Here is a 17,172-nt window from a genome sequence, read left to right on the forward strand (position 1 = left end):
GGATGGCGGGCTCCTGCCCGCCCTCTGCCTAAACGGCATGTTTAACGAAAGATCCTGATAGCTTACTGGCGCAGCTGTCATTTCCAGTGGCGCCATTCGCGGAATTGTCGTATTTTAGCGTCAATTTTACGCTCCTTACGCAATCAGGGTCTTGAAGACGCGCCTTGTCCAACCTTATCAATCACGCCCGTGTCGTCAGCGCCCTTGTGATGCGCGAAATGTCGACGCGCTTCGGAGCCAAACCGGGCGGTTATCTGTGGGCAATCCTCGATCCCGTCAGCCACATTGCCTTCCTCTCCGTGATCTTCATGGCGATCGCCCACATGCCGCCGCTTGGAACGAGCTTTCCGCTGTTCTTCGCGACCGGCTACATCGGTTTCCAGTTTTATCAGGCGATGGCCGGTTATCTGAACAGCGCGGTGAGCGGCAACAAGGCCCTGCTCAGCTATCCGAGCGTCGCGCCAATCGATACGATGGCGGCACGCTATATCCTGCAGTTTGCGACGACGGCGGTGATCGGCATACTGGTCCTCGGCTACATCGTGATGACCGTACGCCAACCGGTATCGATCGACATGCCGGCGCTTCTGGAAGCCATGGTCGCTGCCAGCCTGATCGCACTCGGCGGCGGCTTTGCCAATACGGTGCTGTTTACCATGTACCCGGTCTACGAGAAGGTGTTCGGCATCGTGACACGCCCTCTTTTCCTCCTTTCCGGGGTTTTTTTCCTGCCCGATTCGCTGCCACCGATGGCCAAGGATGTGATACTTTTTAACCCTTTGGCACATATCGTCATGCAATTCAGGACCGGGTTCTATCCGCAATACAGAGCCGCGGATTATGACCGTTTCTATGTCTGGAGCATTGCAGCAGTGTTCATGTTCATGGGACTGCTGCTGTTCACGATGTCGAAAGCGAGGCTGAGAGACCGATGATCATACTGGAACGCGCCTTTAAAGAGGTGCGCATGAAGGGCGTCAGAAAGGTGATCATCGACGACGTGTCGGTGACCTTTCCACGCGGCAAGAGCATCGGCCTGCTTGGACGCAACGGTGCGGGTAAATCCACCCTGCTACAGATCATCGCGGGCACCCTCGAGCTCGACCGCGGCCGGATCATCCGTCAAGGCAAAATCTCCTGGCCGCTCGGCTTCCAGGGCAGTTTCCAGGGCAATCTTTCCGGCGAGCAGAATGTCCGTTTCGTCGCCCGCATTTATGGCGTGGATACGGATGAACTCGTTGCCTATGTTGCGGAATTTGCCGAGCTCGGGCAGTTTTACCGCGCGCCGGTGCGCACCTATTCCTCAGGCATGAAAGCAAGACTGGCGTTCGGCGTGAGCATGGGTATCAATTTCGACTATTATCTGGTCGACGAAATCACCGCCGTCGGCGATACCAACTTCAAGAGGAAATCGCAGCAGACCTTCAAGGAAAAGCTGAGCAATTCCGATGTGATCATGGTATCGCACAGCACCGGCACGTTGCGCGACTACTGCCAGACGGGCATCGTGCTGGAAAATGGACAGATGACCTATTACGATGACATCAACGAGGCCATCGCCGTGCATGAAAGCAATATGAAGAGGCACTGAACTTGAACCAGACGGCTCCCAACACCGTATCAGGCAACCATATTGCTGAGGCCCCGACCGCTGCGGGCGGGCAGCCGAAAAGCCGTAACCTGCGGCTTCTGGAATCACTGCTGGAGCAGCGCGCCCCGGCACAGCCGGTGCCTCCCGTTCTTCCAGCCCAGCCGGGCACCCCCGAGATCACCATTGAAGCTCCGACACCGGAGCCTGCCAAGCGCGGCTGGCTGGAGATACTGAAGTTACGTCATCTTGCAATCGTCGGCGGCTTTGTCGCCATGGTGGCGGTGCCGGCGGTCGTCAGCACCACTTACATGGCCTTCATCGCCGCGGACCAGTATCACAGCTTTTCATCCTTCTCCGTTCGCAGCATTGATGCCGCTCCATCCAGCGACCTGCTTGGCATGTTCACCCAGAGCTCCAGCGGCAGCACGATTTCCGATTCTTATGTGCTGGTCGATTTTGTCCTGAGCGAACGTATGGTGCAGATGGTCGACGAAGCCTTCGGCCTGGACACCGTTTTTGCTCGAAGAGGAGCCGACTTCTTCTACGGCATTGCCCCGGGCATGCCGATCGAAGACAAGCTTGCCTATTGGCGCGGCATGGTGACGGTGAACTTCGACTCCTCCTCAGGGATTATGGACCTGCAGGTGAAGGCGTTCAGCCCTGAAGTGTCGCAGAAGGTCAGTGCCTTCGTCATCGCGCAGAGCGAAAAGCTGATCAACGATCTGTCACTGACCGCTCGAGACGAGGTTCTGAAAACGGCCCAATCCGAGGTTCAGACAGCCGAGGACCGCCTTACGCAGACGCGCGCAGGGCTTAGGAGCTATCGCGATGCATCGCAGGAAGCCGATCCGGTCGAGGGTGCAAAGCTTGCGGCACAATTGGTGGGATCGCTGGAAGAGCAACTCGTCAAGCTGAAGACCGACCTTTCAACCGCTTTGACCCAGATGGGCGAAAACACGCCGCGGGTGCGGGTATTACGCTCGCAGATCTCCAGCCTCGAAACCCAGATCACCAAGGAACGCCAGCGTTTCGGCAGCGGTACCACCGCCAAGGGCGGGCGCGCGGCGGGACAGGCGACCGATGTCGCCGGGCGTATTGCGCTCTACGAATCGATCCAGACGCAGAACGAATTTGCCGAACGGGCCTATACGTCGGCGCTTGCCTCTCTGGAAAAGGCCCGGGTGGAGGCCGGGGCCAAGCAGCGGTATCTGGCCGTGTTCATCAAACCGACACTGTCACAGATGGCGCAATATCCGCACCGCCTGCTCAACCCGATCCTTGTGACGCTTGCCGGCCTGCTGCTGTGGGGCGTTGCCGTGATGATCTTCTACAACATTCGCGATCGACATTAGTGGTTCTTCAGCCGGGCCGGACAGTTTTCGGCCCGCAGCCCACCCCTTGTTCGTTTCGCGGTAAGGCACGCCGTTGAACTACTTCAGCACCCATATACGCATCGTCACGGCATTCGTGATCCGCGAAATTGCCACCCGCTACGGGCGCAGCCCGGGCGGCTATATATGGGCGCTGCTCGAGCCTGTAGCCTTCATCGCTTTGATGTCCTTCCTGATGGGATCGCTCGGCAGGCTGCCGGCTCAAGGTGACAGCTTCACGCTGTTTTATGCGACCGGCTACCTGGCCTTCAACATGTACAAGGGGATGGAGGGTTATCTTGTGTCGGCAATCGCCGGCAATCGGGGCCTGATGAGCTACCCGAAAGTGTCGCCCTTCGATGCGATCGTCGCGCGACTTGTATTGCAAGGGATGACGTCCTGCGTGGTGACGTTCGTGATCATTTACGGGGCGATGTGGACGACCAGCCAGCCGATCGAGATCCACTGGCTGCAGATCGTCGAGGCGATAACCTTCGCCTGGATCATGGCGCTCGGCGTAGCGCTGGGCAATACCGTGCTGTTCTTCAAGTTTCCGCTCTATCAGAAAATCTTCGACATCGTCATGCGGCCGTTGTTTCTCCTGTCCGGCGTCTTCTATGTGCCTTCGCATATGCCGCATCCCTTTTCGGATATCCTGCTGGCCAACCCGGTCACCCAGGTGGTCGTGCTTTTTCGCGAGGGGTTTTACGTTCAGCATGGCGATACCGGGCTCGACATGCCCTTCCTGATGACTGTTTCAGGTGCGTTGCTTTTTGTCGGAATGGCGCTTTTCACATTCATCCCTGTCGCACGAGCGCGGGAATCGTAAACCCGACGGTCTTCGTTCCAGCGGACAAGTGATACTTCGACGCGGCGCGCGAATGCTGGATATTTTCTTCACTCACCCGCACATACAGGATTAATTACACAAGAACATTGTTGCCCGGCTTCAAAATGAAGTGTACGTTCCAATCTATATACGGAATTACTTCGGTGGAATGATATTCACCTTTTGAGCGACAATGGAGCTGCCATGCATGATGCAATACAGCCTGCACGCCGCAATCTGGTTTTCGCTCGTGTGGGCAGGGGATCCATCCATAACAAATGGGCCGGCCCGGCCCCGCAAGACCGCAGCTGGGATATTCAACTCAGCACCTATCTCGACGATGTGAGCAGTTTCACCGAAGGTGACTTCCCTGTTTATGTCGACAAGGGAACCAAGTGGGACAGCATTGTCCGTTACTTCGAGAATAATCCTGATCTTCTCGACAAATACGAACACATTTTCTTTCCCGACGACGATCTGGACATGGCGCCGGACGGTGTCGAGAGGATTTTCGCTGTCTGCGGGAAATATGACCTCTACATATCTCAACCGGCGCTGACGCCAAAAAGCTATTACTGGCACCCGATCCTGCTGCGCTGCGCGCCATTCGAGATACGCTATATAAATTACATCGAGCCGATGGGGCCGTGTATCAAAAGCTCCTATCTTCGCGACATCATGCCGGTCATCAAGAAGAACTTCACCGGCTGGGGCATCGACAATATCTGGACGCAGTTGATGGATGATCCGGTGGGCAAGGCTGCGATCATCGACTGCGTTGCGGTCACCCATACACGGCCGTTCGAAACCGGGGCGATCTACGACGCATTCAAGGAGATGAAGATCGATCCGCATCAGGAGCGCCGGAACATCCTGAAAGACTTTCAGACCGGTATTGTCGGCATGGTCGTTTATGGTGGCGTCCTGAGAACCGGATGGCGGGTCAATGGGATCCTCGCGCGCATCGTCAGCGGGCTCTACATGCTCTCGGCCATACCGTGGGTGCGCAACAAGCAGGGTTCGGTCCGGGTCGCGATCGGATCCTTCGTCCGTGCCTTCACCTTGGCCAAATACCGACCGCAGCATATTACCGTTCCTGGCTCGGAAGAGCCCGCCTGACGACTTTGGTCACTATTTTGATCGGTTTATCGGCCGCATCACGGCGCCACGGCGCGAAAACAATGAGCGGTTGCCTGTCGGTGTCCCTCTGACGTTTTCGTGTTGCTGACGCGAGATCAACAGGTGGCAAACAGGAATGGACTGGCGCCGGGTTTCGCGAGATGCGATGCAGCGATCTCCGACGTGGCGCGCTCCGTCAATCGCCCAGGAATGCCGCTTTCATCAGCCCGGAAAAAGATCGCTGACGCGCCTGGAGACGGTAATTGACGGCGCGTCTGGCGCGCTCGTTCGGCAGCAGGAAGGCGAGCATGAGGAAGACTGTCATCGACAGCTTGAATTTTGCGCTCTGGGGATCGCTCCATAACAATGACAGGAGAGCAAACTGTCGGCGCAACCCGAAAGGCCGGTTTTCCGCAATCGCCAGGTAGAAACTGCGTTCCTGAAAAAAATAGGCCCGATCGGTCGTGACCAATCCGATCCCGAGGCCTTTTTCGGACAGAAGCGCACGCAGATGTTCGAGCCTGTCGGAGAACCGCTCCACTTCCTGCCTGAGCGGGCGCGGGTTCAGCTGGTCGCTGAAGCCGGAATCATTGCGGTCATGCACGCGGTAACGCCCCAGCGGCTCAGACAGGCTGACGATATCCCCCCAGAAGGGAGCAGCAAACAGGATGACACCATCGACGGCACGCTCGTAGTCGGCATCTTCGATAAGTTGGCAGACATCCCGCCGGAAGACATTCCCGGATGTCGGCGGGCTCATATAGGCACCGGTCTTCAGCACGTTTTCAGTCAGCTGCCTGCCGCGAAAATCCGACAAAGGCGGAACCGGCCCGCTGATGACGGTGCCCCCCGCATCGATCCTGATCAGCGGGAATTGCAGCTTGGCGACATTCGGGTCGAGCCGCTGCAGGATTTTCTCCAGCGATCCCGGCATGAGTTCGTCATCGGCGTCAAGAAACAGCACGAAGGGCGCAGTCGTCTGCCCCAGCCCATGCAGGCAGGCGAGTCGCTGGCCGCCGTTGTGGATGCGACAGGCCTTCGCACCGGTCGCCGTGATTGTCTCCCATGAGCGATCTGTCGAACCGTCGTCGATGACGACCAGCTCACAATCGGCCCTGCCCTGCGCCAGGACACTGGCGATCGCGCAGCCGACATAATCCTCGTAGTTCCAGCATGTCACGATGACGGCAAGTCTTGGAGGCTCCTGCCCCGTCCGTATCGAAGACCTGTCGTCGATGTCGTCGAACGGCGCCGGCTCATCCTGGTATGCGGCGCCGTCCTTGGTCATGATTTGTGCCTGTTGATGACGTAACCGATGAGATTGACGCCAGCCCTTCGGAATTGATGCTCGGCTTCTTTCACCGCTTCGCGGGTGGTGCGTCCCCAGCGGGCAACCACCAGCACGGCATCGGCATGAGACGCCAGGGCCAGGGCATCGAGCGAGGTGTCGAGCGCCGGCAGTTCGATGATCACATCGCCTTTGAGGCGTGCTGCCTCGATGATCTCGCGAATACGGGGATTGCGAAAATTGGCATAGGCGTTGATCAGCGGTTCACGCGACAGGATCGGCAAGACCGGCACGCCCGCACGATAATCGAAGTCCAGCTCGTTCAGCTCCCTATCGGAATGGGCAAGGTCCAGCATCGATGCCGGGGCGCTCGATGCGCCTTGCGCCTGAGGCTCGCACCAGAACACGCTTGTCGGCCGGCCGGAGCGGGACAACATATCGGCAAGACTGAGCGAAAGAGCGGAGGCGCCGGTATCACGAGAACATCCGGCGAGCGCGATGACCACATGCTTTTCGCCTTTTCTGGGCACGCAGGCGATATCGATCAGGGTCCTGAGGTCACGCAGTGCGACCGCCTGTCGCTGAACGTTGCGGCTGCGCACGCCGAGCCTCGCCATTGCCAGGCCGGCAGCGGTTTCGGGAAGGGTCGCGAGACAAGGCAGGGGCGTTTCGAGTTGGAGATCCTTGGCGGCGCGGACCCTCCTGTCGAAAGCGACGCTCATGGCGAGTGCTGTCATTCCGCAAAACAGGCCGAGCACGCCGCCAAAGGCGACGATCAACGATGTGCGGGGGCTCGAAGGGCTGAGCGGGTGGAGCGCTGCACCGGTGATCTTGGCATCGGCGTCCGGCGTCGGTACTTTCGGCAGCGTACCCGCCGCCATCGCTTCCGTTGCCGCAGTCACCTGCTTGGCGAGGGCATCCAGCCGGCCCTGCAGTGTTTCCGTTCCTGCCTGGGCAAGCTGCTCCTTGGCGATCACGGACTGCAGGATGTAGCCGGAAATGATGGCGTTGGCGATACGCGCCGGTTGGGATGGATCGGTCGACCAGTAACCAACCTCGACGACATAGGACTGACCGACGCGACGCGCAGAGACCCGGTCGACGAAATTTGCAAAAGCGATACGCTTGAGGTTTTCCTCAGGGCTCGGGGCGCTGGCCGGCGGCGCTTCCTCATCGATGGCATCTGACGGCTCGATGAAGACGGAGCGAACGAAATCGACAAGGTTGGCGATCGCCGTATGCACGACGCCGCCTTCCTGCGGCCCGAGTTCCGGGCTTTCATAAAGGCGCAGGCTTTCAAACACGGCTGAAAGAAGCCGTTCCGACAAGAGGATCTGCAATTCGCTTTCGGCGCTGTTCAGGTCCAGTCCCTGCTGCAGCACGGTGCTGGCATTGGCAAACTGGCGCGGCTCGAGCAGCATGGTCGCATTGGCGTTATAGGTGCGCGGCAGCGAATGGGCGTAGAGTATGGCGAGAATGATGCCGGTGGCGATACAGGCGATCAGCCTGATCTTGTATCGCCAGGCGATAGCAATCACATGCTTCAACAGAACGACCGGACCATCGGCGCGATTGTCCTTCGGCATGTTGTCCAGCGGCCAGATGCGTGACGCCCGCTCGACGGGACCTGGTCTATCGAACGTCATCGAGCAACGCCTCCCCCAAGCCGTTCCAGCTTGCCCGGCAGCACTGTCAGCAATGCCACATTTTCAGGATTGATCCGGCCGCGCAGGACATCGAAAACCGCCGCCAAATTGCCCTTCACCCTGCCCCGCCGATCGATGAACGGTTCGGGACGCAGAGATTTTGCAAGGTTCATGGATATGTTGCGCCAGATCTGGCCGATCGCCTGTTTGGTCGTCATCGTTCCCTTCCGACGTAAGTAGAGTGGATTGATTACCTGCGAATATCCAAGCCGGTGGCCGCTCGTCCGGCCGACCTTGACGCCCATATGTACGCCGTAGGCTTCTGCGGATTTCACCAGATCCCCGCCCTTTTTGGCCAGGCATGCACCAAAATCCCGGTCTTCCAGCCAACCGTAAAGTACGAGACGTTCGTCAAAGCGGGTATCGCCGATCGCCGACACCCGGAATGCCATGTTACAGCCATAGGGGCTGAACGGCCGTTCCCAGTGCGGTTCGGCAGAGCCCGGCGCGTCCCCGACCAGCCGGACGGCCTCGGCAAACGGTATTCCGGGCCCCTTGATGCCATCGGCCACGACACGGCCGGTAAAACCTGCAATCCGGCTTTCATCGGTGAAGGCCTGCAAGGCAACGGCCAGCCAGTTCGGATCGGCAACGAAATCGTCGTCCAGAAAGACGACGACGTCAATTCCCGCCGGCAAATGATCCAAAGCATTGTTGCGCTGAACCGACGAGCCCATCTTGCCGGTGAGGATGGTGACACGATCATCATCGACCAGATCGCCTGCGTCACCGCGCTCGACGCAGGAGACGATCACCGCGTCAGGAGCGCGCGTCTGCGTCGCCATCAGATGCCGCAGGGTCTCGGATACGACGGCGGGCCGGCCGCGGGTGGCAACCGCCACCGCGATTTTCGATACCGAAGGGCTTGCCGGCGTCGACGATCGAAGGCGGCGTTTCGGTTCGTCCAGCAATTGCCGGTATCCATCGGCGGTCTGCGCCCAGGAGAACTTGCGCACCTGCAGGAGGCCCCGCCCACGCAGATCCTGCGCCAAAACATCGGATCCCTTCAGGGCTTCCACATGCCGGACCCATTGCGCCGGGTCAAAGGGCGAGGCAAGCAATGCCGCGTCACCACAGACCTCCGCCATGCTGGAATGACAGGATGACAGGACCGGGCAACCGAGCGCCATCGCCTCGACGATCGGCAGGCCGAACCCCTCGTTCAGCGACGGGAAGGCGAGGCACAGCGCATGTTTGAGGAAATAGGCCAGATCGTCGTCGGAGACGCGGCCTGCCATGATGATGTTAGCCTGACTTTCGGTGACGCTTTCGCTGAAGATGCCAAAGCCGCCGCCGGCAATGACGATATCGATGCCAAGCGCATCCAGATCACCGGCGATCGCCGACAGCAGCGCGAGGTTCTTGTGGCGGGCGCGCGACCCGAGCGCAAAGACATAACGGCGAGACCGCGACAGGATCTTGTCGACGATCGGTGGCGCAACGCTCGCCGCCCCGGCATTCCAGGCGAAGGCATGTTCATGGCCGTTCGGCAGGACGGCGATGTCTCTCGCCTCGATGGGCAGATAACGGGCCAGTTGGCGCGCCGAAGCATGGGATACGGTCGCAATTCTCGCCGCGCGCCTGGCCAGCGCCGGGTGAAGAGCGGAATAGACGGTGCGAAACGCCTTGCTGTAGCTGTCGGGCGCGGCAAAGACATTGCCATCATGGATACAGACGATCTGATCGGCCTTCATCGCCGGCGCCGTGTTGCAAAGATTGAGCAATGGACCCCGCCAACGGCGTGGCAAGGCCAGCTGCTCCCATGCATGCCCCTTGAAAGGGCCGGCAATCTCTATCCGCTCAAGAGAACTCAAGCCCGGATCGGCCGCACCGCGGGGCACGAGAAGCGGCATCGACGCACCGGCTTCCGCCGTCTCGTCCATCGCCTTCAGCACGTTCAAGGCATAACGCTGGACGCCGGTCGGAGTTTGGGTCAGGAAGCGACCATTGACGGCAAAATCGGATTTCAGGGTCATCGGCAAATTCCACGGCCGGTGCCGGCACGGTTGTTGCCGTAGCTGTAGCGGACCAGCGCCACCTGCGGGGCAAACGCGCGCCACAGCATTCCCCGATCATCAGACAGGATATCCCGGATGTATTCGCGGATCACGGAAGAATAGAAAGAGTAGTTACCCGCAATACATCCATCTCGACGACAACTCTTTACCAGATCGAGCATACCAGAGATCATGCCTTACTCCGTCGACGTCTGTGAACCTGCGTAACGGGGCCGGCATAAGCCACCCTGTGAAAACTGCGCCGGGTATCCAAGCGGATGCCGGTGCTCATGCATGACAGTTCGAACATTTCCGGCTCAAGCCAGATTGCACTGGACGCTCCGGCTCCCTGTTCCTCCACAATCCCGGCAAGCGCGCTTCATATTTCGCCGGAGCTCAATCTATCGCAAGTATAAACAGTAATTCACGGTATCAAAAGCAGAAACTGGACTTAATAACTTCCGCGTGCGTTCAAGACTGCGGGAATAGTCTTTACCATGATGACGACGTCGCCGATCAGGCTGCGGCTGGCGACGTATTGGGCATCGAGCTGAACCCGCCTGTTGAAGTCGGTATCGCTGCGGCCGCTCACCTGCCAGAGGCCCGTCAGACCGGGGCGAACACGGATATAGTCGACATAGTTCGGGCCGTAGAATTCCAGCTCGCTCTGCACGATCGGACGCGGCCCGACTATACTCATGTGACCGAAAAGAACGTTGATCAGCTGGGGTAGTTCATCGATGCTGCTCTTGCGCAGGAAAATCCCGAAAGGCGTGACGCGCGGGTCGTTTTTGAGCTTGCGGGTCGCAAGCCACTCGGCCCGCTCTGCCGGATTTGCTGCCAAGTATTTCTCAAGCAACGCCTCGTTATTATTGACCATCGTCCTGAATTTCAGGCATGGAAACATCGCCCCGCCTCTTCCGACACGCCTGTGGGCGATGAAGAACGGCCTTCCCTGGACGATCAGAAGCATCAGCGCCGTCGTCAGGATCAACGGCGCAAGCACGAATAACGCGATAAGAGAAATAACGATGTCCACTGCTCGCTTTACAAATAACGACAGTCTCGGGGACGTTCTCAATTTTGCAGTTTCAGGCACGAATAACCGCTGAACGACTGCATCGCCAGCGTTTACATTAACGTCACCCATCGACGCACTCCATGTCAGCAAATGTGATCTAAGATCAGCGGATCATACTGCACTTCTTGCACTGTTAATCATTGCTAACAAATGCTTAAAAGTTTGACAATATATTTATTGCTTGTAGTCTACTGAAAATGATGGTGACATACTGGAAGTCTTTATAGCGGCCTTCCGGGCCGTTCCCGCTTAGTTCTTCTTTGGAACAAATCAATAGCCTGAATATATCCTACAGATTAGCAGACGTTAACACGGTTCGTGAATATAACGGTTCTCACGGGGTAACTCATGCGCGTTGCAATTATACACTATTGGCTCGTAGGAATGCGAGGCGGTGAAAAAGTTCTCGAAGCAATCTGCAAGATTTATCCACAGGCCGACATCTACACGCATGTGTATGACAAGGATTCAATATCGGCTGCTATTAATTCGCACACGATCTATCCAACCTTCATCAATTCTTTGCCTTATGCAAAGCGGATGTATAAGAAATACCTGCCCTTGATGCCGATGGCGCTGGAGCAGCTCGATCTCAACCAGTACGATCTGGTGATCAGCAGCGAATCCGGGCCGGCAAAGGGCGTCATTCCGAACTCGCCGGCGGTCCATATATGTTATTGCCATTCGCCGATGCGGTATGTCTGGAACATGTACCATGAATACTATCGCAAGTCGGGAATACTGACGCGGCTGATGATGCCGCCGCTGGCCCACCGGCTGCGGGCCTGGGACATCGGCACGGCAAGCCGTGTCGACCATTTTGCCGCCAATTCGGTGACCGTCGCCAACCGTATCCGCAGCTACTACCGCCGCGATGCCGACGTGATCCACCCGCCGGTCGATACCCAGGCATTCAGGCCGGTGCCGATCAGCGAAGTCGGAGACCATTACCTGATGGTCGGTGAACTGGTCGGTTACAAACGACCGGATCTTGCCGTCGAGGCCTTCAACCTGATGAAGAAAAAGCTGGTTGTCATCGGCGGCGGCGAAATGCTGGACTATTTGCGCAAGATCGCCGGACCGACCGTGACGATCATGGGACCGCAGTCCTTCGACGTGCTGAAATACCACTATGCCCGGTGCAGGGCGCTGATCTTTCCGGGCGAGGAGGATTTCGGCATCGTTCCGCTGGAAGCGATGGCGAGCGGACGCCCGGTGATCGCATTCGGACGCGGCGGCGCGACCGAAACCGTGATCGACGGCAAGACGGGCGTGTTCTTCAAGGACCAGTCGATCGAGGGGCTGATCGATGCCTGCGACCGTCTGGACCGCATGGACCTCGATCCGTCGGACGCGGTGATGCGTGCCGCCGATTTCGCCACGCCGGTCTTCATCCGCAAGTTCAGCACATTCGCCTACAAGGCGCTGGGAACCGAACCGCCTCCAGCGGTACGCCCGGCACAGATCGCATGACACGGGCCGTGCGAAACAGACACGGGAAGCGAAGGAGCAGCGCGACGTGACGCATGGTAATTCTTCTTCTGAAACAGCCGCTTGCAGCCGCCGTCATAAGATAGCATCACTCTTCGCCACGAGATCCTCGTTGTTTGCGATGATTTCGCTTGTTCTTGCGTCGACTTTTTCGCCTGCCCTGGCATCGACCTACCTGCTCGGTCCGCTTGACGTCCTCAAGATCCGCGTCTTCGAATGGCGTCCGAGCGCCGGCGTGGCCTTCGAGTGGGTGCCGCTGACGGGAGAATTCACCGTGTCGGCCTCCGGCACGCTGTCGCTGCCGATCGTCGGCACGATCCCGGTCGCCGGCAAAACCCCTGAGGAAGTGGGCGACATCATCGGAGAACAGTTGCAGCAACAGATCGGCCTGCAGAAACGGCCGAATGCTTCGATCGAAATTTCAAGCTACCGGCCGTTCTTCGTCACCGGCGCGGTGGCCAGTCCCGGTAAGTTCAACTATCTGCCCGGCCTCACCGTGACACAGGCTCTCAGCATGGCCGGCGGCAGCGGCAGCATCGATCCGAAGATCATGGAGATCCAGCGCGAGACCCTGGTCAACCAGGGATCGATGCGGGAACTCGATGCCGAGCGGACCGGCCTTGTCGCCAGGCAGGCCCGCGTCGATGCAATGCTGGCAAACAGCAGCAAGATCAGTTTTCCGCGTGAACTGACGGAGCGGAGCACGCAGGCAGGCGTTGCGCAGCTGATGCGCAACGAGCAGGCCCTGCTCGACAGCCGCCTGCGGTCGATGCAGTCGGATCTGTCGGCTTTGGAACAGTCGAAGGTTCTCGCCAAGAACCAGCTCGAGGCGCTGAAGCAGAAGGAAATATCGCTGAGCAAGCAGATCGACATGGCCAGCAAGGACCTGAATTCGGTCAACAAGCTTGTGTCGCAGGGCCTGACCGTATCGGCCCGTCAGCTTGGCGCCAACCAGAATGTCGCAGATCTCGAAAGCCGCAATCTCGACGTGTCGCTCGCCATCCTGACCACGCAGCAGGACCTGACCAAGCTCGATCAGGATGCGCAGGCGGTGGCTGAAAAATACAAGGCCTCGGCCCTGACGGAAGCCGCGGACCTCAGGGACCGGATTGCCGCCAATGACGAAAAGACCAAGACCGGCAAGGCGCTGATGCTCAATATCGAAATGCGCGTGCCGGCGGCACTTTCGGCGATGACGGCAGAGGGCCGGCCGCGGACGATCACCAAGATCAGCCGGACGGTCAACGGAAGCGCCGACACGTTTGTCGTCAAGGACGAGGATGCCGTGCTGCCGGGCGACGTCATCCGCGTGGAGCCGCAGCTGGACGTCTCCCCGACTGTGCCGATTTCGACGACGCAATAAGGCGCATAAATCAACCTTAACGGGGGCAATATCGTGAATTCCGACCTCCGGCCCTTGATCGGGGCGGTATACGCGTGCGATACTTAATATTAGGAATACCTAATAGAAGTTGAGTGCAACGTAGTGATCTGGGCTCTGATGCTGTCCGCCGCAATTGGCGCCTTGTGCGGAATCTGGCTTCATGTCGTCGTCTTTGCGATGCTTGCGGTACTGATCGCAGCGGTCTTCCTTTTCTCCGCCGCCATGTCGGGCATGGCAATCCTGTCTGCATTGTCGTGGTCGCTGATGCTGAGCACGGCACTTGCTCTCGGCTATATGGCGAGCCATCTGCTGCGCTATTTCGTTCACCTCCGCGCGAAAGCTGCCGGACGCGAAAGACCGGAACTGGAAGCAGCGCAGGAATATGTGCGCGACCGCCGCCCTTAAGACGTTTCCTGCCGGTTTTGCCAGAACTTCCGTTGCTCGGATTTCGTGACATTCACCGCCGATATTCCGGTCGTTTCAGCACGGCATCGGTCATGTGCGGCGGACGCTGCGAAACGGGCCGATGCTTTTGGACAGGCGCGCGGCATCAGCGAGGCTGACTGAGGGCCGCCTTGCCTCCCTGCCGTCACGATAAAATCATCCCGTCAATATTTATTTCGATGGACGCCATGTCCATCCACGTTTTATTCTATCAATACATAAGAAAGATATGATGAATCTTCATATTTCAGAATAGATATGAAGCAAAACAATACAGCCGTTCAGAACATCCTATGCCTGCAAGAATTCGCATGGATGCGTTTGTCGGTAGACATTGCTGCCTTGCAGACAAACGCGCACCCTCCTCCGATGAAGGAAAAGATATGTCGACGTTGCACCGCAGGACTTTTGTAAAGGCTTCTCTTCTGGCCGGCGCCGGCTCGATGTTCGGCGCCAGAGCTCACGCAGCCGACGACCCCACGTCCGGGCTCAAACTCACGTTCGACGAACAGTTCCGGACGATCGACTGGACGATATGGGAAGCAGGCCGCAAGGCAACGACATTCGATCCGGGTTTCTACGGACGATCCGCCTTTGCCCGCAGCACCGGCGAGGAAGGTTTCAATCCCTATGCGATCGTCGACGACGTGGCCGCAACAAACGGCAAGGCTCTGCAGATCTCGGCCAAATATATCGGCCGCGAAATGTCGGTGCCCTATTATTTCGGCAACAAAATCTCGGATTCTCAGTGGGTATCGGGCAACCTGCAGACCGCGCGCCTCGACGGAACAATCCTGAAAGGCTGGAGAACGGGTTATTTCGAAGCGCGGATGATTTTTCCGAAACATCCGCTCTCCTGGCCAGCCTTCTGGTTCATGAATGGCCGCAGCATCCTTTTCCCGAAAACCAGCATCGAGATCGATGTTGTCGAGCAAAAGGGTTTCGAGCCTTCGACCTACGGTGCCTACCTGCATGAATGGGGACAACCCGGCGAACATCACGAAGTGGTCGGCGTCAACACGCCGGTCGACATGACGACACAATATCTCCGTTACGGCATGCTGGTGACGGAAACCGAATGCAGGCCGTATTTCGAGCGCAAGCCGGTCAACGATCCGGCGACAGGCAGGCCGGCTATCTGGCCGATCACGCGGGCAGCGGAACTGACGGCAAACAACGACGTATTCTGGCCGCTGCTGACCCTGGCTCTGCGTGCGGATGTCCCCTATCCCGATCCGATGCCTGCCGAACATCTGGAGACGTCGATGCGCGTGGATTATTTCAGGGTCTATTCCTGAACGATTACCAGCCCAGTTTTCTCACAACCTTCGGCCAGGAGCCGTGGAGCGGCCATGCCGATCCACGGCTCGCATGCTAAGCCTCTGTTCTTTTTAGGCCATCATTGCCGCAGGATTGCTAAACCTATTGGCGCGACATGCGTCAGACCCGCACCACGACAGGTGAGACAGAGGTCTCCGGTTCCTCCGACGGCACGGCCGTGGCAAGCCCTGCCATGATGAAGAACAACAGCCCGGTATCGACGGTGGCGACGGCGACGACCGCGCCGACCAGCAGGCAGAGGCAGCCATTGCGGGCGGCAAGCCGCACGTCGCCGTCATATGTCCGTGCCTCGCCGCGCGGCGTCAGGAAGGCCGAAAAGAAGAAGAGCGAGAAAAACAGCGTTCCGGGAATGCCGACATTGGAGAGGAGCGCGAAGATGAAACTCGATGTGCGCGCCGTTCCAAGCCCGACGCCGAGCCCGTAGGAATCGAGAAAATTGCTCCAGCCATAGGCATTCCACATGCCCCGCTCGACACCCGATGCCGAACTCGCCTTGCTGAACAGGAGAAGGTCGAAATAGGCATAGAGCTGGCGATAAAGCTCGTCATACATGACGATCATCATCGCCAGCAGAACAAGGACGATCGGCGCGAAGATGACCACCGTGGCGCTGATCCGCGTGCCGGACTGTCCGCCACAGCGCAGCAGGCAGGTGAAATAAAGGATGACGAGGCAGACCGGCAGGCCGAACAGGCCCGATGACGAGGTCGACCGGATGACCATGATCGAGGACAGGAGAAACAGAAAACCGTTTACCCTGCTGTGGCGCCCGCAGATGCGCATCGTCCCGGTGAACCCGACCGCACCGAGACTGATACAGGCAAAGGTGGAGGCTTCCGGCCACGAGCCGACGACACGCTTGACCCCGGCCACCATGTCCTCGTCGTGAAAGGCATAAGGCGCATTGCGGATATAACCGAGGAGATCCTGCACCCCGGTGCCGAAGCTGACGAGATCGACGATGCCGAAAAACAGGTTGGCCGCCGCAAAGGCCATGACGCCGAATGTCACCGCCCGAAAACCGGACATGGTCGAGCCGAGCGCCACGACCATGACGAAAGTGACGATATCGGCGGTGTAATAAACTGCCTGGGTAAAATTGCTCGATACCGGGCCAAGCGGCACGGCCCCGCCGGTATCGGGATATTCCGAGGACCCCAGCGGGATGATGTTCATCGTCTGCGCCCACAGTCGGGGGGCGAAATAGCCGGTGATGACACCATAGGTGAGAAGGCAGATGAGCCAGAAGGCCGGGTTGGGAAAGGCCAGCGCATCGATCGCGACCTTCATCTTGTCGCGGTAGGACAAGGTCGCAAGAGCCAGAAAGCCGACAAAGAGATGACCGGGCTGGATGCCGGCCGAGCCGATCAGCATCGCCGCCGCCCCGCCGAACACCGTCATCGCTCCGAAGGCAATCGCCGTCGCACGATAACCCGACATCAGGCAGATGATGCCGACGATAAGTGTGAAAATGCCGACCGGCGGGATGCTCATCGCTGAGCCCCCGCCGCCGGCAGAGTGCGGACGCTGG

Annotated in this window: 15 protein-coding genes; 9 read left to right on the forward strand and 6 right to left on the reverse strand. The window is 58.6% G+C overall.

Annotation, left to right across the window (positions count from 1 at the left end; genetic code table 11):
- Positions 1-164: 164 nt before the first annotated feature.
- The 5 genes from AC2GXZ_RS07550 (at position 165) to AC2GXZ_RS07570 (ending at position 4,909) form a co-directional block, all read left to right on the forward strand.
- A complete protein-coding gene (locus tag AC2GXZ_RS07550; RefSeq protein ID WP_483758541.1) occupies positions 165-935 on the forward strand; it encodes an ABC transporter permease in 771 nt (256 codons plus the stop codon).
- A complete protein-coding gene (locus AC2GXZ_RS07555; RefSeq protein WP_483758542.1) occupies positions 932-1,591 on the forward strand; it encodes an ABC transporter ATP-binding protein in 660 nt (219 codons plus the stop codon). The genes AC2GXZ_RS07550 and AC2GXZ_RS07555 overlap by 4 nt, the downstream gene beginning before the upstream one ends.
- 2 nt (positions 1,592-1,593) lie before the next feature.
- The gene (locus tag AC2GXZ_RS07560; protein ID WP_483758543.1) at positions 1,594-2,943 is read left to right on the forward strand and encodes a KpsE/RkpR family capsule polysaccharide export protein; all 1,350 of its coding nucleotides are present in this window, start codon (positions 1,594-1,596) and stop codon (positions 2,941-2,943) included.
- Between the two features lie 73 nt (positions 2,944-3,016).
- Entirely contained in the window at positions 3,017-3,790 is a 774-nt protein-coding gene (locus AC2GXZ_RS07565; protein WP_483758544.1) for an ABC transporter permease, read from the forward strand.
- 204 nt (positions 3,791-3,994) lie between these two features.
- Positions 3,995-4,909, forward strand: coding sequence for a DUF707 domain-containing protein (locus AC2GXZ_RS07570; protein ID WP_483758545.1), 915 nt, complete (start codon positions 3,995-3,997; stop codon positions 4,907-4,909).
- 196 nt (positions 4,910-5,105) lie between these two features.
- Here AC2GXZ_RS07570 and AC2GXZ_RS07575 read toward each other — a convergent pair whose 3' ends face one another.
- The 5 genes from AC2GXZ_RS07575 to AC2GXZ_RS07595 all read right to left on the reverse strand — a co-directional run bounded on the left by AC2GXZ_RS07575 (position 5,106) and on the right by AC2GXZ_RS07595 (position 11,050).
- Entirely contained in the window at positions 5,106-6,197 is a 1,092-nt protein-coding gene (locus AC2GXZ_RS07575) for a glycosyltransferase family 2 protein (RefSeq protein WP_483758546.1), read from the reverse strand.
- On the reverse strand, positions 6,194-7,843 hold the full coding sequence (locus AC2GXZ_RS07580) for a Wzz/FepE/Etk N-terminal domain-containing protein (protein ID WP_483758547.1): 1,650 nt from the start codon (positions 7,841-7,843) through the stop codon (positions 6,194-6,196). Before AC2GXZ_RS07580 ends, AC2GXZ_RS07575 begins: the two co-directional genes overlap by 4 nt.
- Positions 7,840-9,879 carry a glycosyltransferase gene (locus tag AC2GXZ_RS07585; protein WP_483758548.1) on the reverse strand — a complete coding sequence of 680 codons (2,040 nt, stop codon included), beginning with the start codon at positions 9,877-9,879 and terminating at the stop codon, positions 7,840-7,842. The genes AC2GXZ_RS07580 and AC2GXZ_RS07585 overlap by 4 nt, the downstream gene beginning before the upstream one ends.
- Positions 9,876-10,094: a hypothetical protein gene (locus AC2GXZ_RS07590; protein ID WP_483758549.1), complete on the reverse strand. Its 219-nt coding sequence runs from the start codon at positions 10,092-10,094 to the stop codon at positions 9,876-9,878. The genes AC2GXZ_RS07585 and AC2GXZ_RS07590 overlap by 4 nt, the downstream gene beginning before the upstream one ends.
- A 257-nt stretch (positions 10,095-10,351) precedes the next feature.
- On the reverse strand, positions 10,352-11,050 hold the full coding sequence (locus AC2GXZ_RS07595; protein WP_483758550.1) for a sugar transferase: 699 nt from the start codon (positions 11,048-11,050) through the stop codon (positions 10,352-10,354).
- Between the two features lie 279 nt (positions 11,051-11,329).
- Here AC2GXZ_RS07595 and AC2GXZ_RS07600 point away from each other — a divergent pair, with 279 nt between their 5' ends.
- From AC2GXZ_RS07600 to AC2GXZ_RS07615, 4 genes are all read left to right on the forward strand, one after another.
- On the forward strand, positions 11,330-12,454 hold the full coding sequence (locus tag AC2GXZ_RS07600) for a glycosyltransferase (protein WP_483758551.1): 1,125 nt from the start codon (positions 11,330-11,332) through the stop codon (positions 12,452-12,454).
- A gap of 139 nt (positions 12,455-12,593) precedes the next feature.
- Entirely contained in the window at positions 12,594-13,835 is a 1,242-nt protein-coding gene (locus AC2GXZ_RS07605) for a polysaccharide biosynthesis/export family protein (protein WP_483759375.1), read from the forward strand.
- 123 nt (positions 13,836-13,958) lie between these two features.
- Positions 13,959-14,261, forward strand: a complete 303-nt coding sequence (locus AC2GXZ_RS07610; protein ID WP_483758552.1) for a hypothetical protein — start codon at positions 13,959-13,961, stop codon at positions 14,259-14,261.
- A 422-nt stretch (positions 14,262-14,683) separates the two neighbouring features.
- Positions 14,684-15,598, forward strand: coding sequence for a glycoside hydrolase family 16 protein (locus AC2GXZ_RS07615; protein ID WP_483758553.1), 915 nt, complete (start codon positions 14,684-14,686; stop codon positions 15,596-15,598).
- A gap of 142 nt (positions 15,599-15,740) precedes the next feature.
- Here the strand turns inward: AC2GXZ_RS07615 and AC2GXZ_RS07620 are convergent, their stop codons facing one another.
- On the reverse strand, positions 15,741-17,135 hold the full coding sequence (locus tag AC2GXZ_RS07620) for a hypothetical protein (protein ID WP_483758554.1): 1,395 nt from the start codon (positions 17,133-17,135) through the stop codon (positions 15,741-15,743).
- Between the last annotated feature and the right edge of the window lie 37 nt (positions 17,136-17,172).

The sequence above is a fragment of the Aliirhizobium sp. YIM B11859 genome, from assembly GCF_057163345.1.

Coding starts and splice junctions, on each gene's coding strand:
- AC2GXZ_RS07615 (WP_483758553.1), top strand. CDS start 14,684: ATGTCGACGTTGCACCGCAGGACTTTTGTAAAGGCTTCTCTTCTGGCC.
- AC2GXZ_RS07605 (WP_483759375.1), top strand. CDS start 12,594: ATGATTTCGCTTGTTCTTGCGTCGACTTTTTCGCCTGCCCTGGCATCG.
- AC2GXZ_RS07600 (WP_483758551.1), top strand. CDS start 11,330: ATGCGCGTTGCAATTATACACTATTGGCTCGTAGGAATGCGAGGCGGT.
- AC2GXZ_RS07620 (WP_483758554.1), bottom strand. CDS start 17,135: ATGAGCATCCCGCCGGTCGGCATTTTCACACTTATCGTCGGCATCATC.
- AC2GXZ_RS07580 (WP_483758547.1), bottom strand. CDS start 7,843: ATGACGTTCGATAGACCAGGTCCCGTCGAGCGGGCGTCACGCATCTGG.
- AC2GXZ_RS07585 (WP_483758548.1), bottom strand. CDS start 9,879: ATGACCCTGAAATCCGATTTTGCCGTCAATGGTCGCTTCCTGACCCAA.
- AC2GXZ_RS07595 (WP_483758550.1), bottom strand. CDS start 11,050: ATGGGTGACGTTAATGTAAACGCTGGCGATGCAGTCGTTCAGCGGTTA.
- AC2GXZ_RS07555 (WP_483758542.1), top strand. CDS start 932: ATGATCATACTGGAACGCGCCTTTAAAGAGGTGCGCATGAAGGGCGTC.
- AC2GXZ_RS07575 (WP_483758546.1), bottom strand. CDS start 6,197: ATGACCAAGGACGGCGCCGCATACCAGGATGAGCCGGCGCCGTTCGAC.
- AC2GXZ_RS07570 (WP_483758545.1), top strand. CDS start 3,995: ATGCATGATGCAATACAGCCTGCACGCCGCAATCTGGTTTTCGCTCGT.
- AC2GXZ_RS07590 (WP_483758549.1), bottom strand. CDS start 10,094: ATGATCTCTGGTATGCTCGATCTGGTAAAGAGTTGTCGTCGAGATGGA.